Here is a 21,099-nt window from a genome sequence, read left to right as displayed (position 1 = left end):
AATAAAAAGTCATTAGAAGCATTAAAAGGCCCTATAATCGATTTTCTTTTCCTTTATCGAAGTCACTTCGGAAAGAAAAATGAAAAAGGATGACAAGGGCCTTTTAATCGTTTAATCGCTTTTATGGTAATCGTGGATACATCATCACAAAATAAGATATTTGATACATATGTCCCATAGTTATGTAAGTAAAGATAGACGGTGCGTTAGCGACCGTCTACTTCTTAAGAAAGGCATACTATGAGTGGAGCAGGGTGGAGTAGGTCCCTACATACCTAGTTTATGAAAATCTAATTGACTCCGGAACGATGGAATCACCCTGATAATTCGTACATTTTAAAATACGTCCAATCTGTTAATAGCTTGAACTCATAAAGGCAGAAGAAGATGGAAAGGAGGAGCATCGATTCAAAGTGTGAACCTCCCCCCACCATCCACACTGAAGGAAGCGGGAGATAGCGATCAATCACAGCAGAACTGACGGTTCAGGACAGAACTGAAGAGTCCAATCCAATCACTAGCTAATTTTAACTTTTAACGTTGATGCTCTTCGTTATCCCTGGCCTTCCGACGCAGTATTGTTCATGAAGTTTATCGCCCACATATGGCCGTCCAAGTCCTCGAAGGCCCATGATAAATGAACCCATAATCCTGCCTATTTATTCTATTGAGGCTGTCCGCTTCATTGCATATAATGAAGGTACTACCCTTCGGGGAGATCGTTAAGGGAGGCCGCGATGAACGAGAAAGCATTTGACGAACCATTATTTGCAAGCTTGAAGCCAGGCTTAACCTCGTTCTGTTACCGAATGCTAGGCTCCATGGACGATGCGGATGATGCCGTTCAGGAGACGAGTATTCGGGTCTGGCAGAGCTGGAGCACGTTCAGACAGGATTCCTCGTTCAAAACTTGGGTCTATCGGATTGCCTCCAACCTGTGCTTGGACAAGCTGAGACAATCCAAACGCCGCGCGCTTCCCGTTGACCTGTTCGATCCGGCCGTCGCCATCGTCGAGCCGCGCGACACGCTGCCGGACTCTGCCTGGATCTGGCCGTCTCCCGACTTTGGGGGCAATCCGGAGGATCGGCTCGTCCGCAGAGATACCCTTCAACTGTGCTTCATCGCTCTCCTGCAGACCTTGCCTCCGCGGCAGCGCGCGGTACTCATTTTGAAGGATGTATTTGAATGGTCCTCCAAGCAGATCGCGGAAACGTTGGCAATGTCGCCGGCAGCGGTGAACAGCGCCTTGCAAAGAGCCCGAGAGACGATGGACCGGGCGCAGCTTCGCTCGGATGAGCTCAGCAGCATGGACGTTCAACCGGAGCAGCAGCTGCTGTCCCGGTATGTGGAGGCCTTCGAGCAATTCGATATTGCTGCGCTCGTCGCGTTGTTCCACGAGGAAGGCTGCATGTCGATGCCGCCCTTCGAGATGTGGATCCGCGGCAAGGAAGATTTGTCCGCCTTCTATTCGCTTACTCGCTGGCATTGCGAAGGTTCGCGATTTGTGCCCATTACGGTGAATGGCGGTTATCCGGCGTTGGCCCAGTATATGCCGGGCAAAGAGGGCTCTGGCCTGGTACCCTGGGGCATCCACGTCATCGAAACCAAAGAAAATCAAATCCTGCACGTTCAAAACTTCATTCATACGCCATTATTTTCGCGATTTGGGCTGCCTGAGCGAATTGACCAATGAATTTCGTCATTGGCTTACGTCTATATCATTGAGAATAACCAAACGACGAATATCATGAGAGAGGTGTCTATTTAAAATGGAAACGAGTCAACCGACGAAAGTAACCGTGCAAGCCGTCATTCAAGCCCCTGTCGAGAAGGTATGGCGCTATTGGACCGAGCCGGATCACATCACGAAGTGGAATCAAGCGTCCGAGGACTGGCATGCGCCGAGAGCCGAGAACGATCTGCGGGTCGGCGGCAAGTTTCTGACACGGATGGAAGCGAAGGATGGCAGCATGGGCTTTGATTTTGGTGGCGTCTACGATGTCGTGAATCGGCATGAGGCGATCGGCTACACCATGGAAGACGGAAGAAGAGTGGATATTGCTTTCGTCGATCAAGGGAATGAGACGAAGGTCATTGAAACGTTCGACGCGGAAAGCTCCAATCCCGTCGAGTTCCAGCAAGCAGGCTGGCAAGCGATCATGGACAATTTCAAAGCCTATACCGAACAAAACTAATCATCACGAAGAAGACGCCGGGGAAGATGCCCGGCGTTTTTCTTTTTGAACCCTAGTACGAGCGTGCTCTCCGTTAGCCTTAACCTTGTGCCGCATCCATGTTCATGTAGTTAATGGCCCACAGATGGCCGTCCAAGTCCACGAAGCCCCAATGATACATGAACCCATGATCTTCAGGTTCAGCGTGCAATTTCCCGCCCAAGGAGACCGCGGTATTCACGATTTCATCGACCTTTTCCCGGCTCTCGAAGGCCAATGCGATCGTCATCTGCGCATACTTGCTCGTATCGACGGATTCCTTCTCCGTGAGCGTATTAAAGAATGCTTGATTGATCAGCATGACCTGTAGGTTGTCGCCGATCACGATGGCTACCGAATTCTCGTTCTCGGGGAATTGCGGGTTGAGCTCGAATCCGAGTCCGGTGAAGAACGCTTTCGATTGTTCTACGTTTTTTACAGGCAGGTTGAAGCTCGTGAATGCGGACGTTAATGCCATTTTCAAAACACCTCTTCGTCAAATTAGTTTGTGTTCATATATATAGACGACAGCCGATCCGGGAATTCATCGGTCTTATGGATTCGGAAGCGTAAATTTTGAAAAATAACTTGGTATTGAGTTCGGATACCCGCCATTCCCGTAAGGTTGCTTATTCTTATTGTGCAGGGATAAAGATTGAACCTCTCTAAAAAGGAATTCGTCTGAATATATGACAATTAAAGGGTGGGTATCGAGTGACGGAATGAGGGAACGGTATGGAAATTAATGATAAAACCGAAGTACGAAAGAAAAGTTCGAAACCGTCGCCATTTCAGTATTAGGTTAAATGTCTTTTCATGCTTACATTTCTCCTGTTCTCTTCACTAATCGTACGTTTTGCTTATCTACAGTTCGTCGAGGGTCCGAGTCTCTAGGAACGCCAGACAACCATGATCATGAAGGGCGTATCCATCCCGCCAATCCGCGGCAATATTTACGATTCGGCGGGACAGCAGATCGCATATTCGATCTCAACTCAGTCCCAATACCTTACTTTCAAAACAAGCTTTAAGCAGGAAGCGGCGGAGGCGCTGGCTGCAAAACTCGTGCAGCTGTTTAACGAAAAAGGCGAAGCGAATTCCAAGCCGTTGACGATTGAGGAAGTTATCGAGGCTATGGACATCAAAGGCAGAACGCATCTGCCATTCCAACAACGACGGATCAAATCGGGACTGTCAAAAGAAGAGATCGCCTATCTTAGCGAGCACCGCGACGAGTATCCGGACATGGAGATCGTGGAGGAGCGCATCAGCCAGTACAGTCCCGACCGGGTCGCCGTTCAATTGGTCGGCTATCTGAACAAGATGAAGGGAGCCAAGGAGAATTTGGACTTTTACAAAGAAATCAACGCGGATCAATCGGATCCCACGCTTAAGTATTTGGATTCCGAGGAGGTCGGCTACGACGGCATCGAGTTGATGTATCAGAAGGAGATGCGGGGCCTTAACGGTTATAAATCCTATCAAATCGGACAGCATGAGCCGGATCGTCGGCGACATGAAGCTGAGCAAGCCGGTCAAGGGGCAGAATCTGTATCTAACGATTAATCGCAAGGTGCAGCTCACCGCGCAGCAAGCCATTCTCGATCAGATCGCGACAACCCAGTTAATTAAACAGCCTGCCGGCGAGATCCTGCAGGCTGTTCAGCTCCCTCGAAACGATTCAGTTTCCTCACTCAAGCTCATGAATTCGCAGGAATACGCACTTCACCTCGTGACGCATTGGTCGCAGATTCCACAACTAAAGAAGAGCGTGGAAGAGCATTTGGATTTCGCCGTGTAATGGATGCTCTCGGAGCCGCACTTGGACCGTTAGTTGCATTTGGGATACTTGCTATATATGCAAACAATTTTCACCTTGTATTTTGGCTGTCAGTTATACCAGGACTCGTTGCGGTTGCTCTTACTGTATTTTTCTTAAAAGAGAAAAGACATGACGAAAATCAAAAGAAAACATCGCTTCCGAAGATAGGATTTCGTAATTTAAACCGCCGCTTTATTATATTCACTTTAATATCTACTTTATTTGCTGTTGGGAACTTTTCTGATGCTTTTTTGGCTTTACGCGCACAAGATGTAGGAATGCTTCCTGCACTGATTCCTCTAGCCTTTTTTGCATTAAATATGAGCAGCAGCATCTTTTCCATGCCTATAGGAATGTTATCTGACCGGATCGGTCGTCGACCGGTATTAATTTATGGATTTATTATGTTTGCATTGATTTATTTTGGTTTTGGGATGGCAAAGAGTGTCATGTGGATTTGGGTATTGTTCATATTTTATGGACTTTATTATGCGTTTACAGAAGGTATACAAAAGGCATACATTGCCGATATTGTACCTGAAGGACAACGCGGAACTGCGATGGGAACTTATAATTCAATGATCGGAATAGCCGCATTACCAGCCAGTATAATGGCAGGATTCCTGTGGCAGACGTTTGGTCCTATGGTGGCTTTTAGCACAAGCAGCGTCATAGCGATCATTGCTGCATTGCTAATGATTATTTTACGCTGAGGTAGGCGACATTGGTCAGTACCGTCATCCAAAACAGAAGCAATCGGTTTTACTGTTTCTTTGTTTTGTTTTACAGCAATCCAGATTCTTTAACATTGGCATAGAAACGGTTGAATTCATCAATGTTAAGTTGTTGTGTAGCATCGGATAAAGCTGTTTCAGGATCTGGGTGGACTTCTACCATAACACCATCAGCACCAGCCGCGAGAGCCGCTTTTGCACATGGCGCAAGTATATCTTTTCTACCAGTTGAATGGGTTACATCCACAAGGACAGGTAAATGACTTTCTTGCTTCAGTATTGGCACTGCGGAGATGTCCAGCGTGTTACGAGTCGCCTTCTCATAGGTTCGGATTCCACGCTCAATCAGCATAACTTGGGTGTTGCCTCTGGATATGATATACTCTGCTGCATGTAAAAACTCGTCTATTGTCGCTGCCAGCCCTCGCTTTAGGAGTATTGGTGTCCGGGCTTCGCCTGCAGCTTTAAGTAATTCGAAATTCTGCATGTTGCGAGCCCCGATTTGAATAACATCTATATATTCAGAAGCAAGTTCGATATGTCTCGGGTCTACAATTTCACTAATCGTCTTCAGGCTGAATTCGCTTGCAGCCTCTTTCAAAATTTTCAGGCCTTCGAACCCGAGACCCTGGAAATCATATGGCGATGTCCTAGGTTTGAACGCTCCTCCGCGTATCACTGTAATGCCCGCCTCCTTTAAAGCTTTTGCCACAAGTCGAACTTGTTCATAGCTTTCGACCGAGCAAGGACCTGCGATTATTAATGGATTTGATCCCCCGACGGCTACATCGCCTATATGAACGATAGTGTCTTCCTGTTGCTTCTTGCGGCTGACTAGTAAATGTTTCTTATGCTCGGATTCTTGAAGATTTAAAGAGGCTTGAAAAATCTGTTTGAATAAATGTTGGATCGTTTTATCATCGAACGGTCCCTTGTTCGCGGCAACCAATTCGTCCAGCATTGCCCTCTCACGAAGAGGATCGAACTTAGGCGTTCCTTGTTTTTCCTTTACTTCACCGATTTCTTTGACGATGCAAGCCCGATAGCATAAAAGCTCAAGAAGGTTATGATTGATGATGTTTAGTTTGTCTCTTAAGTGCTCCAAGCTGGATGTTTTCATTTAAATCTCCCCTTATGATCGTAATAGAACAACAAAATGACTCCTGTCTGAAAGGGACGAGGAGCCGTGGTACCACCCTTATTAGAAATGACGCTTACCCAGAGGCATGCCCCATTTCTCACTTTAACCTCTTTAACGCAGAGAACCACGGGTATACCTAGCGATCTCAGAGATTGAGATTCGTTCAGCAAACCAACTCAGGAGTGAACTTCGGCGGATAGATTCATTCGGGTGCTCTCAGTCAGTCGGCACACCGTCCCTGTCAAGAACCTTAAACCGCTTACTCTCTCCTTCATCGCTTTTGTCTTTGTTTGAACTGTACGCACATCATTTAACGTGCATTTATTTTATCTCAGTACAACCTTTATACGTAAAAAACGTTGAACTAACGGAGATCATGTCTGGAGGGGCAGGTGTTGTAGAGGTCCTCTTCGTCATTAAGCTAAATGGGCAGGATTACATGGTAAACGCGAACAGCTAGCTCAAAGAAAGATACCATGGTAGCCGATCAAAGCGGGCGACAACCTTTTTCATACAAACGGAAGATATCGTTACTTATAACCTTTTATAGGAACACATATTTCGCAAAAGCCATTGTTAACCATATTACCAGTGTATTTTTCTAAAATCGGTTTGTTTACAATAAAAAGTCCTATTTTGTGGAAATTTGGAATAATTAAAAGCCCATTCTGTTTTAATATCTTCTGCTTTATGTCTGCAATGGGGGCAAGAGCACGATTATGACCGGCTTGTGCGAAGTCGTCTTGCTTGGGAACGTCGGACCGAACGAGGCGTCCTTCCACGAATCTCCGTTGCCACTGGTGTTCGATGAAAATAAAGTATTAGGAGTTAGTGGGATTATAAATGTAACCCCATGTCAAACGTCCAAACATTATATATTATTCCGCATAACTTGATTTTGGGGTAAATACCTCAAGACAAATTGGAGGGAGGACTCAAAAATGGGTGGAGTAGACGGAATATTTACAAACTCTGCAACTATTTTGGTTCTTTTTATTTTGTTAGTCATTGTCCTTTGCGGCTGTTTTATCTAATCTTTTTAGCCGTTGCTCCTAATTACTTGGAACATGGGCCATCTCTCTATTCAACCGGCTGGCTGATGCATCCTGCTCGTTCGTATAACGCATGCAGCCAGTCTACAACTTTATTTTCACGGTCTAATACTTTATTTTTCAGTTTATTTTCATCTGACAACTGATCACAAGGGAATCGGGCGTCCAGTTCTGCTGATGATTAATCGGAATCTTCGGAAATCCGGGCCAAGCTGCCGTCGTTGTGAATACCAATAAATTTTTGTGCGCCCCTGCAGTATCTTATCGTCCGAAAACTCTGCACCATACAGCAGGTTGGAAGGGGAGAAAACCAAGTACTGCCCCTTGGTACGAAGAAGAAATGTGTTTAGATCAAATTTGAGATAATGAAGAATTATAGTCTAATATAAAAATAAATAGGGCGAGGCTTCCGAGGTGGATCGGGAGCCTCGTTATGCTAATGTTTATTATTGGGGGTTCATAATTTTATGGATTAGCCCAAATTCAGGTAGGTATCTCGAGTCTGTCTTGATCATGAACAACATTTTAAATCATAAATGCCAAGAATCCAGGAGTTCAGGTAGATCAAAATGAACAATGCCCCTTACACAACGACAAGTTGTAAGGGGCATGAATTAAGCTGCTGGCAGCTGTGATTGAGGTTGGCTGAGAACTTTGGAATTAACGGCAGCGAAATCCACCACAATGAAATCCACCACAACGAAATCCGCCACAGCGGAAGCCACAGAAACCCCCACAAAAGCCACTGCAAAAACCGCTGCAGAAAACACCGCAAAAGCCTCCACAAAAACCCGCACAAAAACCAACACATAGTCTTGACGGATCATTCGGATTTACACCCATCGGGAATTGACCTGCCTGATACTGGCTTTCATCGATCCAAGGTGTCATGTCACTCGCCTGAAACTGGGTAACGTCCAACTGTTGAAGATCGTTTATAAACTCATTCATTTGAAAAAACCTCCCATTATTGTTTTCCGTAAGTAAACAAGGGCATGATAGAAAAATCGATCACTTCTAAACATAATTCCAATGTATGGAACATATCCGCATTTGTTACTGAGTCATACACCCATTTTATGGGCATTTGCACCAGAGTGAGCTATCGGGTCACGAAAATAACGGTAAAAAATGATCTGATACATAAGGGACTAATGGTCTCAAGTGAATGAACATGAAAATCAATGATAGATAGCGATGAAATGAGACTAAGCATGAGGTATGTATTGGCAGGATACTAACTTGAGGTTAAAATGAGAGAAAAACCAAGATGAGGAAAATACAAATGAAACATTACTTGGTATTGGAAGAAATCGACAATCGTTTATGCTTAGTCATATGTACTTTTCGGGTTTCATAAAAATGAAGCATCCACCAGTTTGTACTGGTGGATGCTTCATTTCACTTCAAATACGGGGATCAAAAAGCGAATGAGCGGCTTCGCTACAAAATATTATAACCATTTACTTTAGATTAGGTGCCTGGACACCTGAAAAAAATGGGTTGGAATTATCTTAAGGATTTTAATTTCTATGATAAATGTAACCCCATGTCAAACGTCCAAACATTAGATATGTATCCTGCATAACTTGATTTTGGGGTAAAAACCTCAAGACAAATTGGTAGGAGGGTTCAAAAATGGGTGGAGTAGGCGGAATATTTACAAACTCTGCAACTATTTTGGTTCTTTTTATTTTGTTAGTCATTGTTCTTTGTGGCTGTGTTATCTAATTTTTTGGCCCACGTTCCAAGTAACTAGGAGCATGGGCCATCTCTCTATTCAACAGGCTGGCTGAATACGAAATTAACTCCGGGTACCGGATAAATAATATACTTGCTTGCCATTCATACAGTGAAGAGGGCATCATGAAAAAGCTCACAGGAAATTTGTCCAATGACACAAAAGTGCCTACATAAACCTATCCGAAAAAGCTTGATTACTCAAGCTTTTATTATTTTTATGTAGGGAATTTGTGTCAGTACAAAATGCACAAATTTCCCTACATTGTAGTATTGTGACACAAAACTACCTACATTGTAGATTTACGAATCTTGGCAAGGATCCTCGAACAACGGAGACTTGATCAAGGAACACTTGATTATTATTTTTGAAGTAGTCTGGACAAGTTTAGTCACTTCAACCAATTTGGGCCAGAATACTTAGCATTTATCTACGCCACAAAACGAATATGAAAAAGCGTTCATTGTACCTGTGGCAACTGAAAAAACATTAAGTCTTCAATGTCAGATCTGGTTTAAAAGCGCTTGAAGCGGGATTTTCTTCCGTAAAAAGGGACTTTAGTAACTGATTGGAAGTAGGTATCTTTTCCCTTGAAGTGTTCTTTTCAAACAATTAGAATTTAAATAAAGAAACAGCTACGTCAATACGATCCTCTACTTGATGACCCGTCGTCTGGCTATATTGCCGCCTTCCTTTCAGCCTATTATTCACATCTTAACGATCCTCGGCAATCCTCTCACATAGCTTTTGACCCGAATTGCCGATCTGCCCGATCAGGTCACCGATGATATCATGGCACTTATCCAATCGCCAACTTTTACCATAACGGAATATGGAATGGTAGTTTTTTTTCACCAAAGAATGAGTGAATCCTCCATGTTCTGGGCTTGTTCGCACGATACCATTATCATCGAAAGGATTTGATCTATATATCAATAATCGAATGGAGAATAACAGCACTCATCTTATCAGCCGTGCTGTCGATTTCGGTATTGCTCCCCACCCTTGCCACAGCAGAGGAAACACCCCATCTAAAGCTTGATTTGAAAGTTCCAATTGATTCCAAATCTTATGAGTTCATCACACCGTACTTAAGCGGTATTCCGATAGGTAAAGCAAAGTGGGAATACAACTACTTTGATGCCAACATAACTACTTCTCCGATAATATCTCCGGACGGTACCATCTATGTGGGAACGGAAAATAAAAAGCTGTACGCAATTAACCCTGACGGAACTAAACGTCGGGAGATTTCATTGGGAAGTACAACCTATGTCCCTGCCGCCTTCGGCTCCGACGGTACGATCTATGCGGCTAGTATTGATGGCAACGTGTATGCTATAGATCAAGCCGGGAATAAGAAGTGGGAATTCGCCAGGGGAGGTTCTTTAACTGCATACGACTGTTGCATGAGCTTTGAACGGTATAGATATAAATCACCGGTAGTTGGAGCTGACGATACGATCTATGTAGGAGGAGCAACTGAGCTGTATGCACTTAATCCGGATGGCACGAAACAGTGGGTATTCCCAACGGGAGGTGAAGTATATTCCCCAACTGTCGGAAGCGATGGAACGATTTATGTCGGAACCGAAAAGGGCGATCTTTATGCAATCAAACCGAATGGAAAGTTGAAATGGTTATTCCGTACACCTCAACTCAATACAATATTTAATTCTCCCGTGTTAGGAGCCGACGGTACCGTATATGTGGAATCGTTCAGTTCATCGGGTGATACTATTTTTTCCATTAATACATTTGGTTCAGAAAAATGGAGTAAAAACTATCAAACATATTCCACACCAACCGTCGGAACAGACGATATCCTATATATTTGGTCCGACATGAAGCTGCTTGCAATCCATCCGAACGGAGCAATTAAATGGGGAATGGAAACCGGAAAACCGTATCTATCGAAAATGTCATTTTTGTCTGCAAGACAATCGTTTTATCCAGCCCCAGTGGTTGGGAGGGATAAAACGATATACGCTGCAGGAGCGGATGGCACGAAAATCCCAGGCTCCACTAATAATAATTTATTTTACGCAATAGACTCTGACGGCAAAGTAAAATGGCAATATTTCGCCAAAGGCTTTGGTTTGCAAAGCCCATCCGTCGGAAGCGACGGCACGGTCTATATGGTATCGGAGAAGTCATTATTCGCTCTTGGCACCGACGCCACAAGCGTCAATTTGAACAAGAAAGCAATGAACCTGCAATCAGGAGATAGCGAAACGTTGACGGCAGCGGTTGTCCCTGACGCGGCATTGAACAAGAAGGTGAAGTGGACCAGCAGTGACAGTACGGTTGCTAAGGTGGATAATGAGGGAAAAGTTACCGGAATCGAACCGGGTACGGCGAAAATTACAGTCTCTACCGAGGACGGAGGATTCATCGCCGTATGCGCCGTAACGGTTACGCCATCATCAAAACCGGCTGCTTCGCAGGATCTTCCATTTTCGGATATTGCGGATCATTGGGCAAAAGCGAACATCATTAAAGCTGTCGAGCTTCGTATCGCTAACGGTTACCCAGACTTCACGTTCCGACCGGATGGCAACGTTACACGCGCTGAGTTTGCCGTCTTGCTTATGAATGGGATGAAACCGGCAGCAGAAGGTGCAAAGCTCGCTTTTGCAGATCAAGACAAGATAGGAGAATGGGCCGTAAAGGCAGTATCACAGGCTGTACAGCTTGGAATAGTTAGCGGTTATCCGGACGGCACCTTCCAACCAGACTCTAATATCACCCATGCGGAAATGATCGCCATGGTCGTCAGAGCATCCGGTCTGCCTGTCGACGAAAAGGCACAATCCGGGTTTGCCGATGACACCGATATTCCAGCATGGGCTAAGGGTGCCGCAGCAGCAGCAAAAAAATCCGGCATTGCCGATTTTATGCGCGATAACCGCTTTGCAGCGGATAATAAGACGACCAGGGCAGAAGCTGTGACGGCCATCTTGGCTATGTTGGGCAAAAAGTGATTTTGAAATACTCCATGTTACGAATAGGTCAAAATCCATTATATTAAGGAAGGGCGAGTTCACATTGAAGATGTTTTTTAGGAAAATGAAAATGGTCAAGATTGCTTTATTTGTCGTTGCGATTGTTGCCAGCTCCTTTGGGTCCGCCTATGCGGCGGTTAATCTGGAACCGATCAATGCATTTTTTAACAAAGGAGTATCATTTGTACTGAAAGGAGATTTGTGGCAGCCCAAGGACGAGTCAGGAAAACCGCTGACCCCAATTTTTTATAACGGAAATAACTATTTGCCGGTACGCGCTGTGGCTGAAGCGCTAAAGATACCGATCGATTATGATGCTGATTCCCAAACCATTTTCATTGGAGGAAAACCAGGAGAGAAAAGACCGATTTTTGCCACTCCGATGGAGATTGATAACATCTATGTGACGCAGTCAAAAGACCCCAATGAAACAATGGTGAAAGGGAAACAGTTCGAAGAAGTATTAAAGATCGACCAATATGGAGATGTTGAGTTTACGATTGACCGTAAATTCAAGCGACTCCTCCTGGATGCAGCAGTCATAAGCCCTGGGGAGCATGAGGTGGAGTTTTCGCTTTATAATTGGGGAACCGCTGCAGGAAGCGCAGCCTCGACTGTTTTGGAAAAGCATACAATCAGTCCAGAAGACGGTATTAAGCAGCTTACATTTAATGTAGAGGGTCTGGAAAAAATCAAAATCCATGTACAAAGTCCGAACCTAAATCCTTATATTTATGCCAGGATTCTAGACACTTCTTATTTTGATAACGGAAATGCTGCCGCTAAGGATAGCTCGAAATAGACTCTTATGGAGCGCCGAGGTAATATGAAGAAAAACCGTCAGGCTTCCTCAGTCTGACGGTTTATATTATTTAGCTGCTATTGCTTTAATTATTTTTTTTGGTTTCGTTTAATAAAATAAGAAAGAAACAAAGATTGAAAATCCATAGAGAATACCGAGGCATCCTTGAACTAAAGGACCCACAAATACGAAAGAATCGGGGGCCGAGGCATCCTTGAACTAAAGGAATTGACATATGTACAAAATACGGGTTTTGTGTAAATGTAATAAGTTTAATTAAAAGTTTAATTAATTCAGCCAAAGCTCTTACAAGCCATTTTACGATTTTTTCATTTTACTATTCACTAATTGCTATTCTTGTTTTTGTTTTTTAATCCTTTTTTTGTTTTGTTTTTTATTACTACTTATTTGTTTTTTTCATGTTTTGTTATTTATTTGTTTTTTGCGTTATAAATAATCAATCAGGATTTTTGTACAATCAAAATTTTTATCAAATTAGTTTCTCTGTAATTTCATTTAACTTTTACGTATCATTCACCATCCATTTAATGGTAAATTATCCCAACGTACTTTTTTTCTCTATTTAAAGCTGATTCACACTCCCAATCCTAAAATAAATAATTAAGTGCTCCACATTTTACGCTATAGTAATGAAAGTATTTCTTAAACTCTTCCACCCCTTCCTTATAACCATTGTTGACACGCAGACAGTGCCTTCCATAATTCTTCATTTTTGAAACGTCTAGAGTGAGATGAAAATGGACGATTTATCATACCATTTGGCGAATATTAACTTTAAACTTAAAGATTTTCATTCATTAAAAGCGCTAAATGGAATTGATTTTGCCATCCTTTTTACGTTTACCTGCAATGAACAGCATGATAAGAAATACAATGGGCAGCCCGACACAAAAGCTCATGTCGAACCACGGATAATAGTTATTTAGGATATCGTTATATACCGTAATATTCGGTGTACTGACAATCGCACTCACAAGCAGAATCATACCAATCGGGATCGTCAGCATATGGCTCTCCTTAAGCCGTAGCAGCTGCGCAATTCCGGTCGTAAGCGCGAAGTAATTAAGCAGCGTTTTATAAAACACGGTAATAATCCATAAAAAGGCGATGATTGCTTCCAAGCGTTCCAGGAAATTGCCGACCTGAATTTTTTGCGCTAAGACAAACGTTGGATAATACTTCGTTTCCATTAAGTTAGAGCCGAGCACCAATACGCAAAAGAGAACCACCAAGAACAATATGGTGCCCCCCAGTACAAAACTCGTCAGAATCGGTTTTGTCAGCTTCGTATTATCGACAACATGCGGAACCAACATTAGAAGAACAACCATTTCAGCAAATCCGAATGTAAATGCAGGTACTATTCCATTCATTATCGGACCCATTCCATGGCCAGCTATCGGTAGCAAATTCGATGTATCCGCTTGAGGAATCAAGAAGACGACAAGAAACACGAACAGCATCATAATGATCGGAAAGAGCAGCTCACCCATTCGCGCGAAAGCTTCTAAGCCATATCTGTATGCAATAATAATAACCGCAATAAAAAACAAAATGATGGCATTGACAGGGGTCTCTGGCATCATCTGTGTGGTCATAAATTGACTCATCTCACTTAACAGCGTTAGATCGCACATATAAAATTCAACCAAAAACAGAATACCGAAAAAGCTCCCCCCCCATATCCCTAGCTTTTCTCGTGCCCCTGTTATAAGGCTTTTCCCTTGGAGCTTATTTGCAATTGCCCCAAAAAGGATACCTGAAGCCAATCCAAGTAGTAAAGCAAGCAGCATGGATAGCCAAGCATCCTGTTTAGCCGAAGCAGCAACAATGGTAGGAAGAACAAGAATCGAATCTCCAATAATCCCAATCATAATTAAGATTGAAAACTGACGTACGGATATTTTGGCATTGTCGTATCTGTCCATCTGTTCCTCCTTGTCCGTCTGTCAGTTTTACTTAAGACATTCCTCTATACATAGTCTTTAAAATACTTAACGGGTTCGGAAGACGTACTTCCATTGCCAATGCCGCGTAAAGTGTTGTCCCCACAAGCAGCAGAATGATGAATACAACTAGCTCCAATCTGTGTTTTCGGCGAATAAGCCCTGGTGCTTCCAGCCAGAAGGTGCCGACCGCCAATGCAATGACTGCAATTATGGATGACAAACGGAGCACCTTCTTTACTTCATAGTCGAATTTCCTATCGTTCCCGTCTTTCGAATAAACAGATCGATCTCGTAATGAACTTTGGTTCGAGGGAATCCATCTTCGTTCCAATTGTCCTTGGCTTGCCTCCAGAAATCGGGATAATCCTTCCCAAGCTGGCTCCCAAAACCAAGAATATCGGACTTCATCTTCTTGGCTCGCTTGACGGCCGCTACCGCATTGGATTGAATAATTTGTTTCGTCTCATCCTGAAGACGCTTGATCGTCTCGGGATCGGTTAAGTTGACATCTTTGCAGGCCCTATCAACGATATTCGCCTCAGCCCTAATGTGAATGTTAACCTCCGGTACACCATTTTGAACCTTCGTTTTCAATTTGGAATCCGATGATGTAACTTCAATCCCCATATAGTTTTGACCACCGCACGCTATCTCTATTGAGGTGCTATCTAGATTGTTTGTAATATCTGTATACCCTTTGCTTTCTTTTTCATTCAACCATCCAATCAGTTTATCATCCTTAAAAGCAGCCATACCCGTATAACGGAAACGGCTTGGAGGCAAGAACCGCTCTATGTTTTTTTTGGTTTCACCCACTTTGGGACTGCCGATCATGTTGATTCCGGTTAATGCAAGCTCTTGACCATCTCCGGACAGCTTATTCAGAACCTCGTCCAATGTGATAGCTACGGTTGGAGCCCAAGACTTTGCAGAGGTTCGGAGTGATTGCTGCATGCTATAGCTAGGCAGCTTCTCAAGCGGCGTATACAGCTTAAGAACATTCTCCGCCTTCATTCCTTTTGCCACAACAAGGTTGAAGTCCATCCTCAATTCATTATCTCGCATAGCATTATCAATAAATTCACTTATGCCCCTTCTAGCCAATTCTTCACCGATTACATAGATTTGAAGATGTCCCATATATACTTTCCGTGGTGCTTCAGCTGTTAAAGACCTTGCTGCCTCAAACAGTGTTTTGCCTCTACCCTGATAGAGTGTACTGGGCGGACGTTCACCGCTTTTTTTTTGCATCGAAATCTCGCTTGGATTGACGACCTGGAACGATACCAGATATTCACCATCTTCCCAGTCAATACCGACTCCAAGTACAATTAGCAAATCATTGAGTTCTCGTCTGCTCCAGCAGCCGGTTAGCATGAGCAAGCAAAGCACAATAACCGCTATTCTGTACATCATGATGCTTTCAACTCCTTACCAACGCTTACGAAACCTTCCGCCGCCGTTTCCCAATGAAGTGCCGGGCCGTTTGAACATCAACCATCTTGGCAGGCGTACAATCGTGTCCTCTAAATCCGTTTTTCTGTATGGTGAAAACGGAGACATGTACGGTTCTCCAAAGGATTTCAGTGCGCATAAATGAAGTAGCAGTACAAACAAACCCATGATAATACCGAATAACCCGAAGCTAGCAGCCACGCCCATAAACGTGAAACGGAGAATCCGAATCGGGATTGACATACTATACGACGGAAGCGTAAATGTGGAAATGGCTGTGACGGAAACGACGATGACCATCGCTGCAGATACAATCCCCGCTTCAACTGCAGCTTGTCCAATAACAAGCGTACCGACAACCGATACCGCCTGACCTATCGCACGGGGCATGCGCAAACCCGCTTCACGTAAAATCTCAAAGGTTACCTCCATGCCAAGAGCTTCAACAAATGCCGGAAAGGGTACTCCCTCTCTCTGTGCTGCCAAACTGATCAACAGCGATGCCGGGAGCATATCTCGATGAAAAGTCGTAATAGCAATGTAAAGGGAAGGAAGCAGAAGCGAAATGAAGACACTGCCAAATCGCAATAGGCGCAGTAAGCTCGCATAAATAGCAGGTTGGTAATAATCCTCTGTTGATTGGAAAAATGTAACTAGCTGCGTCGGCACAAGCAATATGTTTGGCGTGCCGTCCACCAAAATGGCCACTTTTCCTTCCAACAGCTGTGCTGCGACGTTATCCGGCAGTTCAGAGTTATAAATTGTAGGAAACAGGGATAGTTTATTGTCCTCAATCAATTCCTCGAGAAAGCCGCTATCAAGGACGCTATCAATGTCGATGGATCTCAATCGCGAGCGGGCCAATTCAATAACTGAAGGCTTGGCCACTTCCTTAATATACATTATTGTGACATCTGTCTTCGTCGTCCTTCCAATCGAAATCGTTTCAAGCCTGAGCCTAGTATCTTTAATTTTACGCCTTATTAACGACGTATTAATACGAAGTGTCTCGGTGAAGCTTTCCCTCGGACCCCGAACAGATGTTTGGTTCGTCGACTCCGTCACATCGCGACCCTTCCATTCACGAATACAAGCGAGATAGGCTTCGTCGAAGCCGTCCAGGAAAATGATTGCTTCTCCCGAAAGTAAATATTTGTATAAGGAAGCCATTTCCGATTCTGTGTGAATCGAACCTATCCCTATAAGAAGCTCTTTAGCTAGGAGCGCTGTTTTCATACCGTCCGTCGGATTTGAATGGGAAACCATGTTTAAGGAGTGCCTTAATACATCATTAATATAACTGTTGATCGCTGAGGAGTCCGACATGCCGTCTATATATACAACAGCTGCTGCAATCGACTCCGTCCCTTCATAAGGAATTTTGCGGATGACCACATCGTCGCTTCCACCGAAATCATTCAGAATACGTTCTAAATTATGTTCAACCTTAGGGTCTATAGGAATCTTTGCATACTCCGGTGAGATGAAAGTTTCATCTATATTACGACGATCTGTTGATGACTTTCGATACATAAGCAAGCTACCTCCCAAGTCTCCTACTCCTCATTATGACCATTCAGAAATGGAGATAAACGCTGCACATTCTTTTGTTAGAGGAGTATTAGAATAGATTAGGATTATATTTTTACTATAAAAAAATATCTATTATTCTATTTTAAACTTGCCTTAAAATTAGATTATGTGAAAGAACATGTTGAAGCGGAAGGAGATATTGTAATGACTGAGAGTCACAATGATTTTAGTTCTGTTCCCAACAAAAGCCAGCTAAGCATGAAAGCGGACTGTGAGAATTGCTTCGGCTTATGCTGTGTCGTGCTGCCATTCTCAGCCTCTTCAGACTTTGCAAGGGATAAAGATGCAGGACATGCCTGTCAAAACCTGCAATCGGACTTCCGCTGCGGTATTCATAATAGGCTCAGGGAGAGCGGATTTCGTGGTTGCACGGTTTATGATTGCTTTGGTGCTGGGCAAAAGGTCTCACAAGTTACGTTTGAAGGTCGTGATTGGAGACGAGCTCCAGGCATCAGAGAACAAATGTTCTATGTGTTTCCTATCATGCGACAACTCCATGAACTGATCTGGTATTTATCCGAAGCACTGACACTTAGGCAAGCTTATCCAATATACGATGCACTCAGCTTGGCGCTAGACAAGACGGAACGACTCACATACCTTAATCCTGATTCACTCTTAGAACTAAACATCCCAGAACATCGGGCAGAAGTTAATAAGCTGCTCCTTCAAACTAGTGAGCTCGTACGTGATGAAGCCAGGCAGCGGTATAAGGATTCATTAAAGCGGAAGAAAAATCATGGCCGAGGAATTGACCTTATTGGCGCCAATCTCAAAAGAGCCGACTTTCGATGCGCTAATTTGAGAGGGGCCTATCTGATCGCTGCGGATCTAAGAGGAGCCGACTTAAGAGCTGCTGACCTCATCGGTGTGGATTTCCGAGACGCTGATCTTAGAGGGGCTGATCTAACGGAGAGTATTTTTCTTACCCAATCGCAGATCAACTCCGCGTTAGGCGATGCCGATACCAAGTTGCCTCCATCACTCACCCATCCGTTGCACTGGTTCGATCCCGATAAAAAGAAATGAGCTCATCACACTTCACAAATGTACTTCACATCTGAACTAAAACGCCGCTCTCAGCATCAACCGAGTGCGGCGTTTCTTATCTTTACAATTTGAGATTTGGGTTTAATCCTGAACTCTTAATTTCTTCTTGATTCTCGAAGCAATCACTTCAAGCAAGACGGCGAAGGCAAGGATCAAATAGGTAATAGCACCAATTTCCCGAACATCATAGTAATAGCCGCTGGCCATAAACATATCGTAGCCGATACCGCCCGCTCCTGCTGCTGCACCCATGGCAACCGCAACTGCAAAGTTGATCTCAAATCGCATAAACGTCCATGAAATCAGATAGGTGATGGATGACGGAATAACAGCCTGAAATACAATCTGCCACCAATTGGCGCCACTTGCCTTAAGCGCTTCAATAATACCTTTATCCAGCTCTTCGAATGATTCTGAATACGCTTTTACAAGGTAGCTGATAGAATGAAAGGTCATACCAATAACCGCTGCAACACTTCCCAGTCCTGCCGCAACAGCAAAAATCAATACCCATAATACAGTCGGAACCGCTCTAATAAAAGCAACGATACCTTTAATAAAGATCGAAAGCCTGTAATTAGATAAATTATGTGCAGCTAACAAGCTTAGGAACAACGCTATGACGGCACCGAACAGTGTCGTGAGAAACGCAAGCCCCAGTGTAATAACGACCTGCATAAGCGCCTCGACAAAAGATATGTGATTAAGAAACGGCTGGAAAAACATTGTTTTGATCGTGCCCGCAGTGGAATAGATGGCATCTAAGAAGTGAATTTCCTTATAATCAAAGGTTACAAATCCATAGACTGTCAACATAGCTAGAGCTGCCAGAGTAAGCCGGATAAGAAAAGTTTGCTTATTAAACGGCTTCGATTTTATCCGTTCATCGTTGGAAATGTCCCGGCTGCTGCCTTTGTTATAGGCGGTTCTGACGGATTCCTGAATTTCCATATTACAAAATCACCCTCCTTACATAGTTGGAAACCGATTCAATGATCATGATGGCGATGACAATGACAATGACGACCAAAGAAGCGGAACTGTAATTCAAGCCTTTGTAATACAGACTAAACAAGAAGCCGATGCCAGTACCGGTCAAAATACCAATCAGAGTGGCTTGACGGATGTTGGTTTCCACCATAAACAGGATCCAACTGAGCAATTGGGGAATGCTCGAAGGAATCACGGATTGAAAAATGATAGAGAAGTAGCTTGCTCCCGTTGCCTTTAATGCCTCTACGGAGCTGTTGCTTACTTCATCAATCGACTCCATAAATGCACGTGTCAAAAACCCGAATGAGCCGAAGAAAAGTGCAAAATAGCCTGTCAGCACGCTTTGACCGAACGAAAAAAGCAGAATCATCGACCAAGCAGCGACATCAATATTACGAAACAAAGTGGCAATCGATCTGCTTATAAAACTGACGACTCCCCCCACCCCGGTCGTGTTGGATCCAAGGATAGCAAACAGCAAGGCGAAAACAGCGGCAACAGTGGTAGAGGCTATGGATACGAGTACCGTTTCAGACAAACTGCTCAAAATCGCAGGAAGACGCTTCATTGCTTTTTCACTCGGATAAAAATTACTAATAGCCCACTCCACCGCTTTCGGTACGGAGGTAAAGCCTTTGATTACGTTATAATCCGTAATGATTATGGCCACAATCGTTACAGTTACCAGCAAGGTACAGAAGAGCAACGAATTCATGCGTTTTCTGGCGAAGAAGTTATACTGCATAGGAATTGTCCATCTCCTCTACATGCTCATCCAGTTCTGAGCCGTAGATTATTGCAAGCTGTTCGCGCCTGATATTAGCCGGAGGCCCATCATAGACGATGGAGCCCTTGTTCACTCCAATGATCCGATCCGAATATTTGAGGGCTACATCCACCTGATGCAAGTTGATTACAACCGTAATCCCCATAGTGGAAGAAATGCTGCGCAAGTGCTCCATAATGACTTTGGAAGCGTTAGGGTCTAAAGATGCGATCGGCTCGTCGCACAGCAGCATTTTGGGTTCCTGTATAAGGGCACGTGCAATCCCTACCCTTTGTTTTTGTCCGCCGCTTAGCTGGTCACAACGTTTGTACATGTGCTCTTCAAGTCCGAGTATTTGTAAAATGGCGCAGGCTTGATCCTTCTCCTCTTTAGAGTAAAGCCCGAGGACTCCCTCCAAGGTAGACTTGTAACCGAGACGCCCATGTAGGACATTCTCGATCACAGTCAGCCGGTTGACCAAATTATAATGCTGAAATATCATGCCGATCCGGGTTCTGAATTTCTTCAATTCCATTTTCTTAAGTCCCATTACATTAGCGCCATCAAAAATGATCTCTCCACTGCTTGCGTCAATCATACGGTTAATGCAGCGAAGGAGAGTGGATTTGCCAGCCCCCGATGGACCGATGATGGAAACGAACTCTCCTTCTCTCACAGCGAAATTAACATCCGATAACGCTCTAGTATCTGTACCGTATTGCTTCGATACCTGCTTGAATTCCAATAACGTTGTCATGGTT

20 protein-coding genes are annotated in these 21,099 nt (G+C 44.0%); 8 read left to right on the top strand and 12 right to left on the bottom strand.

Features of this window, described 5'->3' with window-relative positions; all coding sequences use genetic code 11:
- Positions 1 to 737 precede the first annotated feature (737 nt).
- On the top strand, positions 738 to 1,694 hold the full coding sequence (locus tag BP97_RS0107140; protein ID WP_028548476.1) for a sigma-70 family RNA polymerase sigma factor: 957 nt from the start codon (positions 738 to 740) through the stop codon (positions 1,692 to 1,694).
- Between the two features lie 76 nt (positions 1,695 to 1,770).
- The gene (locus tag BP97_RS0107135) at positions 1,771 to 2,196 is read left to right on the top strand and encodes an SRPBCC family protein (RefSeq protein ID WP_028548475.1); all 426 of its coding nucleotides are present in this window, start codon (positions 1,771 to 1,773) and stop codon (positions 2,194 to 2,196) included.
- A 79-nt stretch (positions 2,197 to 2,275) separates the two neighbouring features.
- On the opposite strand, the gene BP97_RS0107130 is transcribed toward BP97_RS0107135, so the two are convergent.
- Positions 2,276 to 2,692, bottom strand: a complete 417-nt coding sequence (locus tag BP97_RS0107130; RefSeq protein ID WP_007729208.1) for a VOC family protein — start codon at positions 2,690 to 2,692, stop codon at positions 2,276 to 2,278.
- 431 nt (positions 2,693 to 3,123) lie between these two features.
- On the opposite strand from BP97_RS0107130, the gene BP97_RS35575 reads away from it, so the two are divergent.
- From BP97_RS35575 to BP97_RS35570, 3 genes are read left to right on the top strand one after another with little or no spacing between them, the layout of a single operon-like run.
- Positions 3,124 to 3,780 (top strand): hypothetical protein, encoded by a 657-nt coding sequence (locus BP97_RS35575; protein ID WP_028548474.1) that lies wholly within the window; start codon positions 3,124 to 3,126, stop codon positions 3,778 to 3,780.
- Positions 3,731 to 4,015, top strand: a complete 285-nt coding sequence (locus BP97_RS40130) for a hypothetical protein (protein WP_156043161.1) — start codon at positions 3,731 to 3,733, stop codon at positions 4,013 to 4,015. Before BP97_RS35575 ends, BP97_RS40130 begins: the two co-directional genes overlap by 50 nt.
- The gene (locus BP97_RS35570; RefSeq protein ID WP_231506235.1) at positions 3,955 to 4,749 is read left to right on the top strand and encodes an MFS transporter; all 795 of its coding nucleotides are present in this window, start codon (positions 3,955 to 3,957) and stop codon (positions 4,747 to 4,749) included. Before BP97_RS40130 ends, BP97_RS35570 begins: the two co-directional genes overlap by 61 nt.
- A 70-nt stretch (positions 4,750 to 4,819) precedes the next feature.
- Here BP97_RS35570 and BP97_RS0107115 read toward each other — a convergent pair whose 3' ends face one another.
- The 4 genes from BP97_RS0107115 to BP97_RS40125 all read right to left on the bottom strand — a co-directional run bounded on the left by BP97_RS0107115 (position 4,820) and on the right by BP97_RS40125 (position 9,562).
- Complete coding sequence (locus BP97_RS0107115) at positions 4,820 to 5,890, bottom strand: bifunctional 3-deoxy-7-phosphoheptulonate synthase/chorismate mutase (protein ID WP_028548473.1); 1,071 nt, start codon at positions 5,888 to 5,890, stop codon at positions 4,820 to 4,822.
- Positions 5,891 to 7,109: 1,219 nt separating this feature from the next.
- On the bottom strand, positions 7,110 to 7,277 hold the full coding sequence (locus tag BP97_RS40930; RefSeq protein WP_442952353.1) for a catalase: 168 nt from the start codon (positions 7,275 to 7,277) through the stop codon (positions 7,110 to 7,112).
- A gap of 300 nt (positions 7,278 to 7,577) precedes the next feature.
- Complete coding sequence (locus tag BP97_RS0107105) at positions 7,578 to 7,790, bottom strand: hypothetical protein (protein ID WP_028548471.1); 213 nt, start codon at positions 7,788 to 7,790, stop codon at positions 7,578 to 7,580.
- A 1,628-nt stretch (positions 7,791 to 9,418) separates the two neighbouring features.
- Complete coding sequence (locus tag BP97_RS40125; RefSeq protein WP_156043160.1) at positions 9,419 to 9,562, bottom strand: hypothetical protein; 144 nt, start codon at positions 9,560 to 9,562, stop codon at positions 9,419 to 9,421.
- 62 nt (positions 9,563 to 9,624) lie between these two features.
- Here BP97_RS40125 and BP97_RS38710 point away from each other — a divergent pair, with 62 nt between their 5' ends.
- Both BP97_RS38710 and BP97_RS38705 read left to right on the top strand, forming a co-directional pair.
- The gene (locus BP97_RS38710; protein ID WP_156043159.1) at positions 9,625 to 11,688 is read left to right on the top strand and encodes an S-layer homology domain-containing protein; all 2,064 of its coding nucleotides are present in this window, start codon (positions 9,625 to 9,627) and stop codon (positions 11,686 to 11,688) included.
- A gap of 91 nt (positions 11,689 to 11,779) precedes the next feature.
- Complete coding sequence (locus BP97_RS38705; protein ID WP_051620425.1) at positions 11,780 to 12,511, top strand: hypothetical protein; 732 nt, start codon at positions 11,780 to 11,782, stop codon at positions 12,509 to 12,511.
- An 827-nt stretch (positions 12,512 to 13,338) separates the two neighbouring features.
- Here BP97_RS38705 and BP97_RS0107080 read toward each other — a convergent pair.
- Genes BP97_RS0107080 through BP97_RS0107065 form a run of 4 tightly spaced genes read right to left on the bottom strand, consistent with a single transcriptional unit; the run spans position 13,339 to position 17,469 of the window.
- Positions 13,339 to 14,460: a GerAB/ArcD/ProY family transporter gene (locus tag BP97_RS0107080; protein WP_028548470.1), complete on the bottom strand. Its 1,122-nt coding sequence runs from the start codon at positions 14,458 to 14,460 to the stop codon at positions 13,339 to 13,341.
- Between the two features lie 31 nt (positions 14,461 to 14,491).
- Positions 14,492 to 14,701, bottom strand: a complete 210-nt coding sequence (locus tag BP97_RS35550) for a hypothetical protein (protein ID WP_036745596.1) — start codon at positions 14,699 to 14,701, stop codon at positions 14,492 to 14,494.
- 14 nt (positions 14,702 to 14,715) lie between these two features.
- Positions 14,716 to 15,897, bottom strand: coding sequence for a Ger(x)C family spore germination protein (locus BP97_RS0107070; protein WP_028548469.1), 1,182 nt, complete (start codon positions 15,895 to 15,897; stop codon positions 14,716 to 14,718).
- Between the two features lie 15 nt (positions 15,898 to 15,912).
- Positions 15,913 to 17,469 (bottom strand): spore germination protein, encoded by a 1,557-nt coding sequence (locus BP97_RS0107065; protein WP_028548468.1) that lies wholly within the window; start codon positions 17,467 to 17,469, stop codon positions 15,913 to 15,915.
- Between the two features lie 204 nt (positions 17,470 to 17,673).
- Here BP97_RS0107065 and BP97_RS0107060 point away from each other — a divergent pair, with 204 nt between their 5' ends.
- The gene (locus BP97_RS0107060; protein ID WP_028548467.1) at positions 17,674 to 18,558 is read left to right on the top strand and encodes a pentapeptide repeat-containing protein; all 885 of its coding nucleotides are present in this window, start codon (positions 17,674 to 17,676) and stop codon (positions 18,556 to 18,558) included.
- Positions 18,559 to 18,660: 102 nt separating this feature from the next.
- On the opposite strand, the gene BP97_RS0107055 is transcribed toward BP97_RS0107060, so the two are convergent.
- Genes BP97_RS0107055 through phnC form a run of 3 tightly spaced genes read right to left on the bottom strand, consistent with a single transcriptional unit; the run spans position 18,661 to position 21,095 of the window.
- Positions 18,661 to 19,530: a PhnE/PtxC family ABC transporter permease gene (locus tag BP97_RS0107055; protein WP_028548466.1), complete on the bottom strand. Its 870-nt coding sequence runs from the start codon at positions 19,528 to 19,530 to the stop codon at positions 18,661 to 18,663.
- A gap of 1 nt (position 19,531) precedes the next feature.
- Complete coding sequence (locus BP97_RS0107050) at positions 19,532 to 20,317, bottom strand: PhnE/PtxC family ABC transporter permease (protein WP_028548465.1); 786 nt, start codon at positions 20,315 to 20,317, stop codon at positions 19,532 to 19,534.
- Positions 20,307 to 21,095 carry a phosphonate ABC transporter ATP-binding protein gene (gene phnC, locus BP97_RS0107045; protein WP_028548464.1) on the bottom strand — a complete coding sequence of 263 codons (789 nt, stop codon included), beginning with the start codon at positions 21,093 to 21,095 and terminating at the stop codon, positions 20,307 to 20,309. Before phnC ends, BP97_RS0107050 begins: the two co-directional genes overlap by 11 nt.
- Between the last annotated feature and the right edge of the window lie 4 nt (positions 21,096 to 21,099).

It is taken from the genome of Paenibacillus sp. UNC451MF, assembly GCF_000686845.1.
In the GTDB taxonomy this organism is placed as follows: Bacteria; Bacillota; Bacilli; order Paenibacillales; family NBRC-103111; genus Paenibacillus_S.
Note: the sequence above shows the minus strand (reverse complement) of the source record. Positions and strands in the feature narration are given on the sequence as shown.

What these genes read in the sequence shown, in the direction of transcription:
- BP97_RS0107070 (WP_028548469.1), bottom strand. Translation starts at nt 15,897, where the DNA reads ATGATGTACAGAATAGCGGTTATTGTGCTTTGCTTGCTCATGCTAACC.
- BP97_RS0107080 (WP_028548470.1), bottom strand. Translation starts at nt 14,460, where the DNA reads ATGGACAGATACGACAATGCCAAAATATCCGTACGTCAGTTTTCAATC.
- BP97_RS0107135 (WP_028548475.1), top strand. Translation starts at nt 1,771, where the DNA reads ATGGAAACGAGTCAACCGACGAAAGTAACCGTGCAAGCCGTCATTCAA.
- BP97_RS35575 (WP_028548474.1), top strand. Translation starts at nt 3,124, where the DNA reads ATGATCATGAAGGGCGTATCCATCCCGCCAATCCGCGGCAATATTTAC.
- BP97_RS0107130 (WP_007729208.1), bottom strand. Translation starts at nt 2,692, where the DNA reads ATGGCATTAACGTCCGCATTCACGAGCTTCAACCTGCCTGTAAAAAAC.
- BP97_RS0107105 (WP_028548471.1), bottom strand. Translation starts at nt 7,790, where the DNA reads ATGATCCGTCAAGACTATGTGTTGGTTTTTGTGCGGGTTTTTGTGGAG.
- BP97_RS0107065 (WP_028548468.1), bottom strand. Translation starts at nt 17,469, where the DNA reads ATGTATCGAAAGTCATCAACAGATCGTCGTAATATAGATGAAACTTTC.
- BP97_RS0107050 (WP_028548465.1), bottom strand. Translation starts at nt 20,317, where the DNA reads ATGCAGTATAACTTCTTCGCCAGAAAACGCATGAATTCGTTGCTCTTC.
- BP97_RS0107055 (WP_028548466.1), bottom strand. Translation starts at nt 19,530, where the DNA reads ATGGAAATTCAGGAATCCGTCAGAACCGCCTATAACAAAGGCAGCAGC.
- phnC (WP_028548464.1), bottom strand. Translation starts at nt 21,095, where the DNA reads ATGACAACGTTATTGGAATTCAAGCAGGTATCGAAGCAATACGGTACA.
- BP97_RS0107060 (WP_028548467.1), top strand. Translation starts at nt 17,674, where the DNA reads ATGACTGAGAGTCACAATGATTTTAGTTCTGTTCCCAACAAAAGCCAG.
- BP97_RS40130 (WP_156043161.1), top strand. Translation starts at nt 3,731, where the DNA reads ATGAAGCTGAGCAAGCCGGTCAAGGGGCAGAATCTGTATCTAACGATT.
- BP97_RS0107115 (WP_028548473.1), bottom strand. Translation starts at nt 5,890, where the DNA reads ATGAAAACATCCAGCTTGGAGCACTTAAGAGACAAACTAAACATCATC.
- BP97_RS0107140 (WP_028548476.1), top strand. Translation starts at nt 738, where the DNA reads ATGAACGAGAAAGCATTTGACGAACCATTATTTGCAAGCTTGAAGCCA.
- BP97_RS38705 (WP_051620425.1), top strand. Translation starts at nt 11,780, where the DNA reads ATGGTCAAGATTGCTTTATTTGTCGTTGCGATTGTTGCCAGCTCCTTT.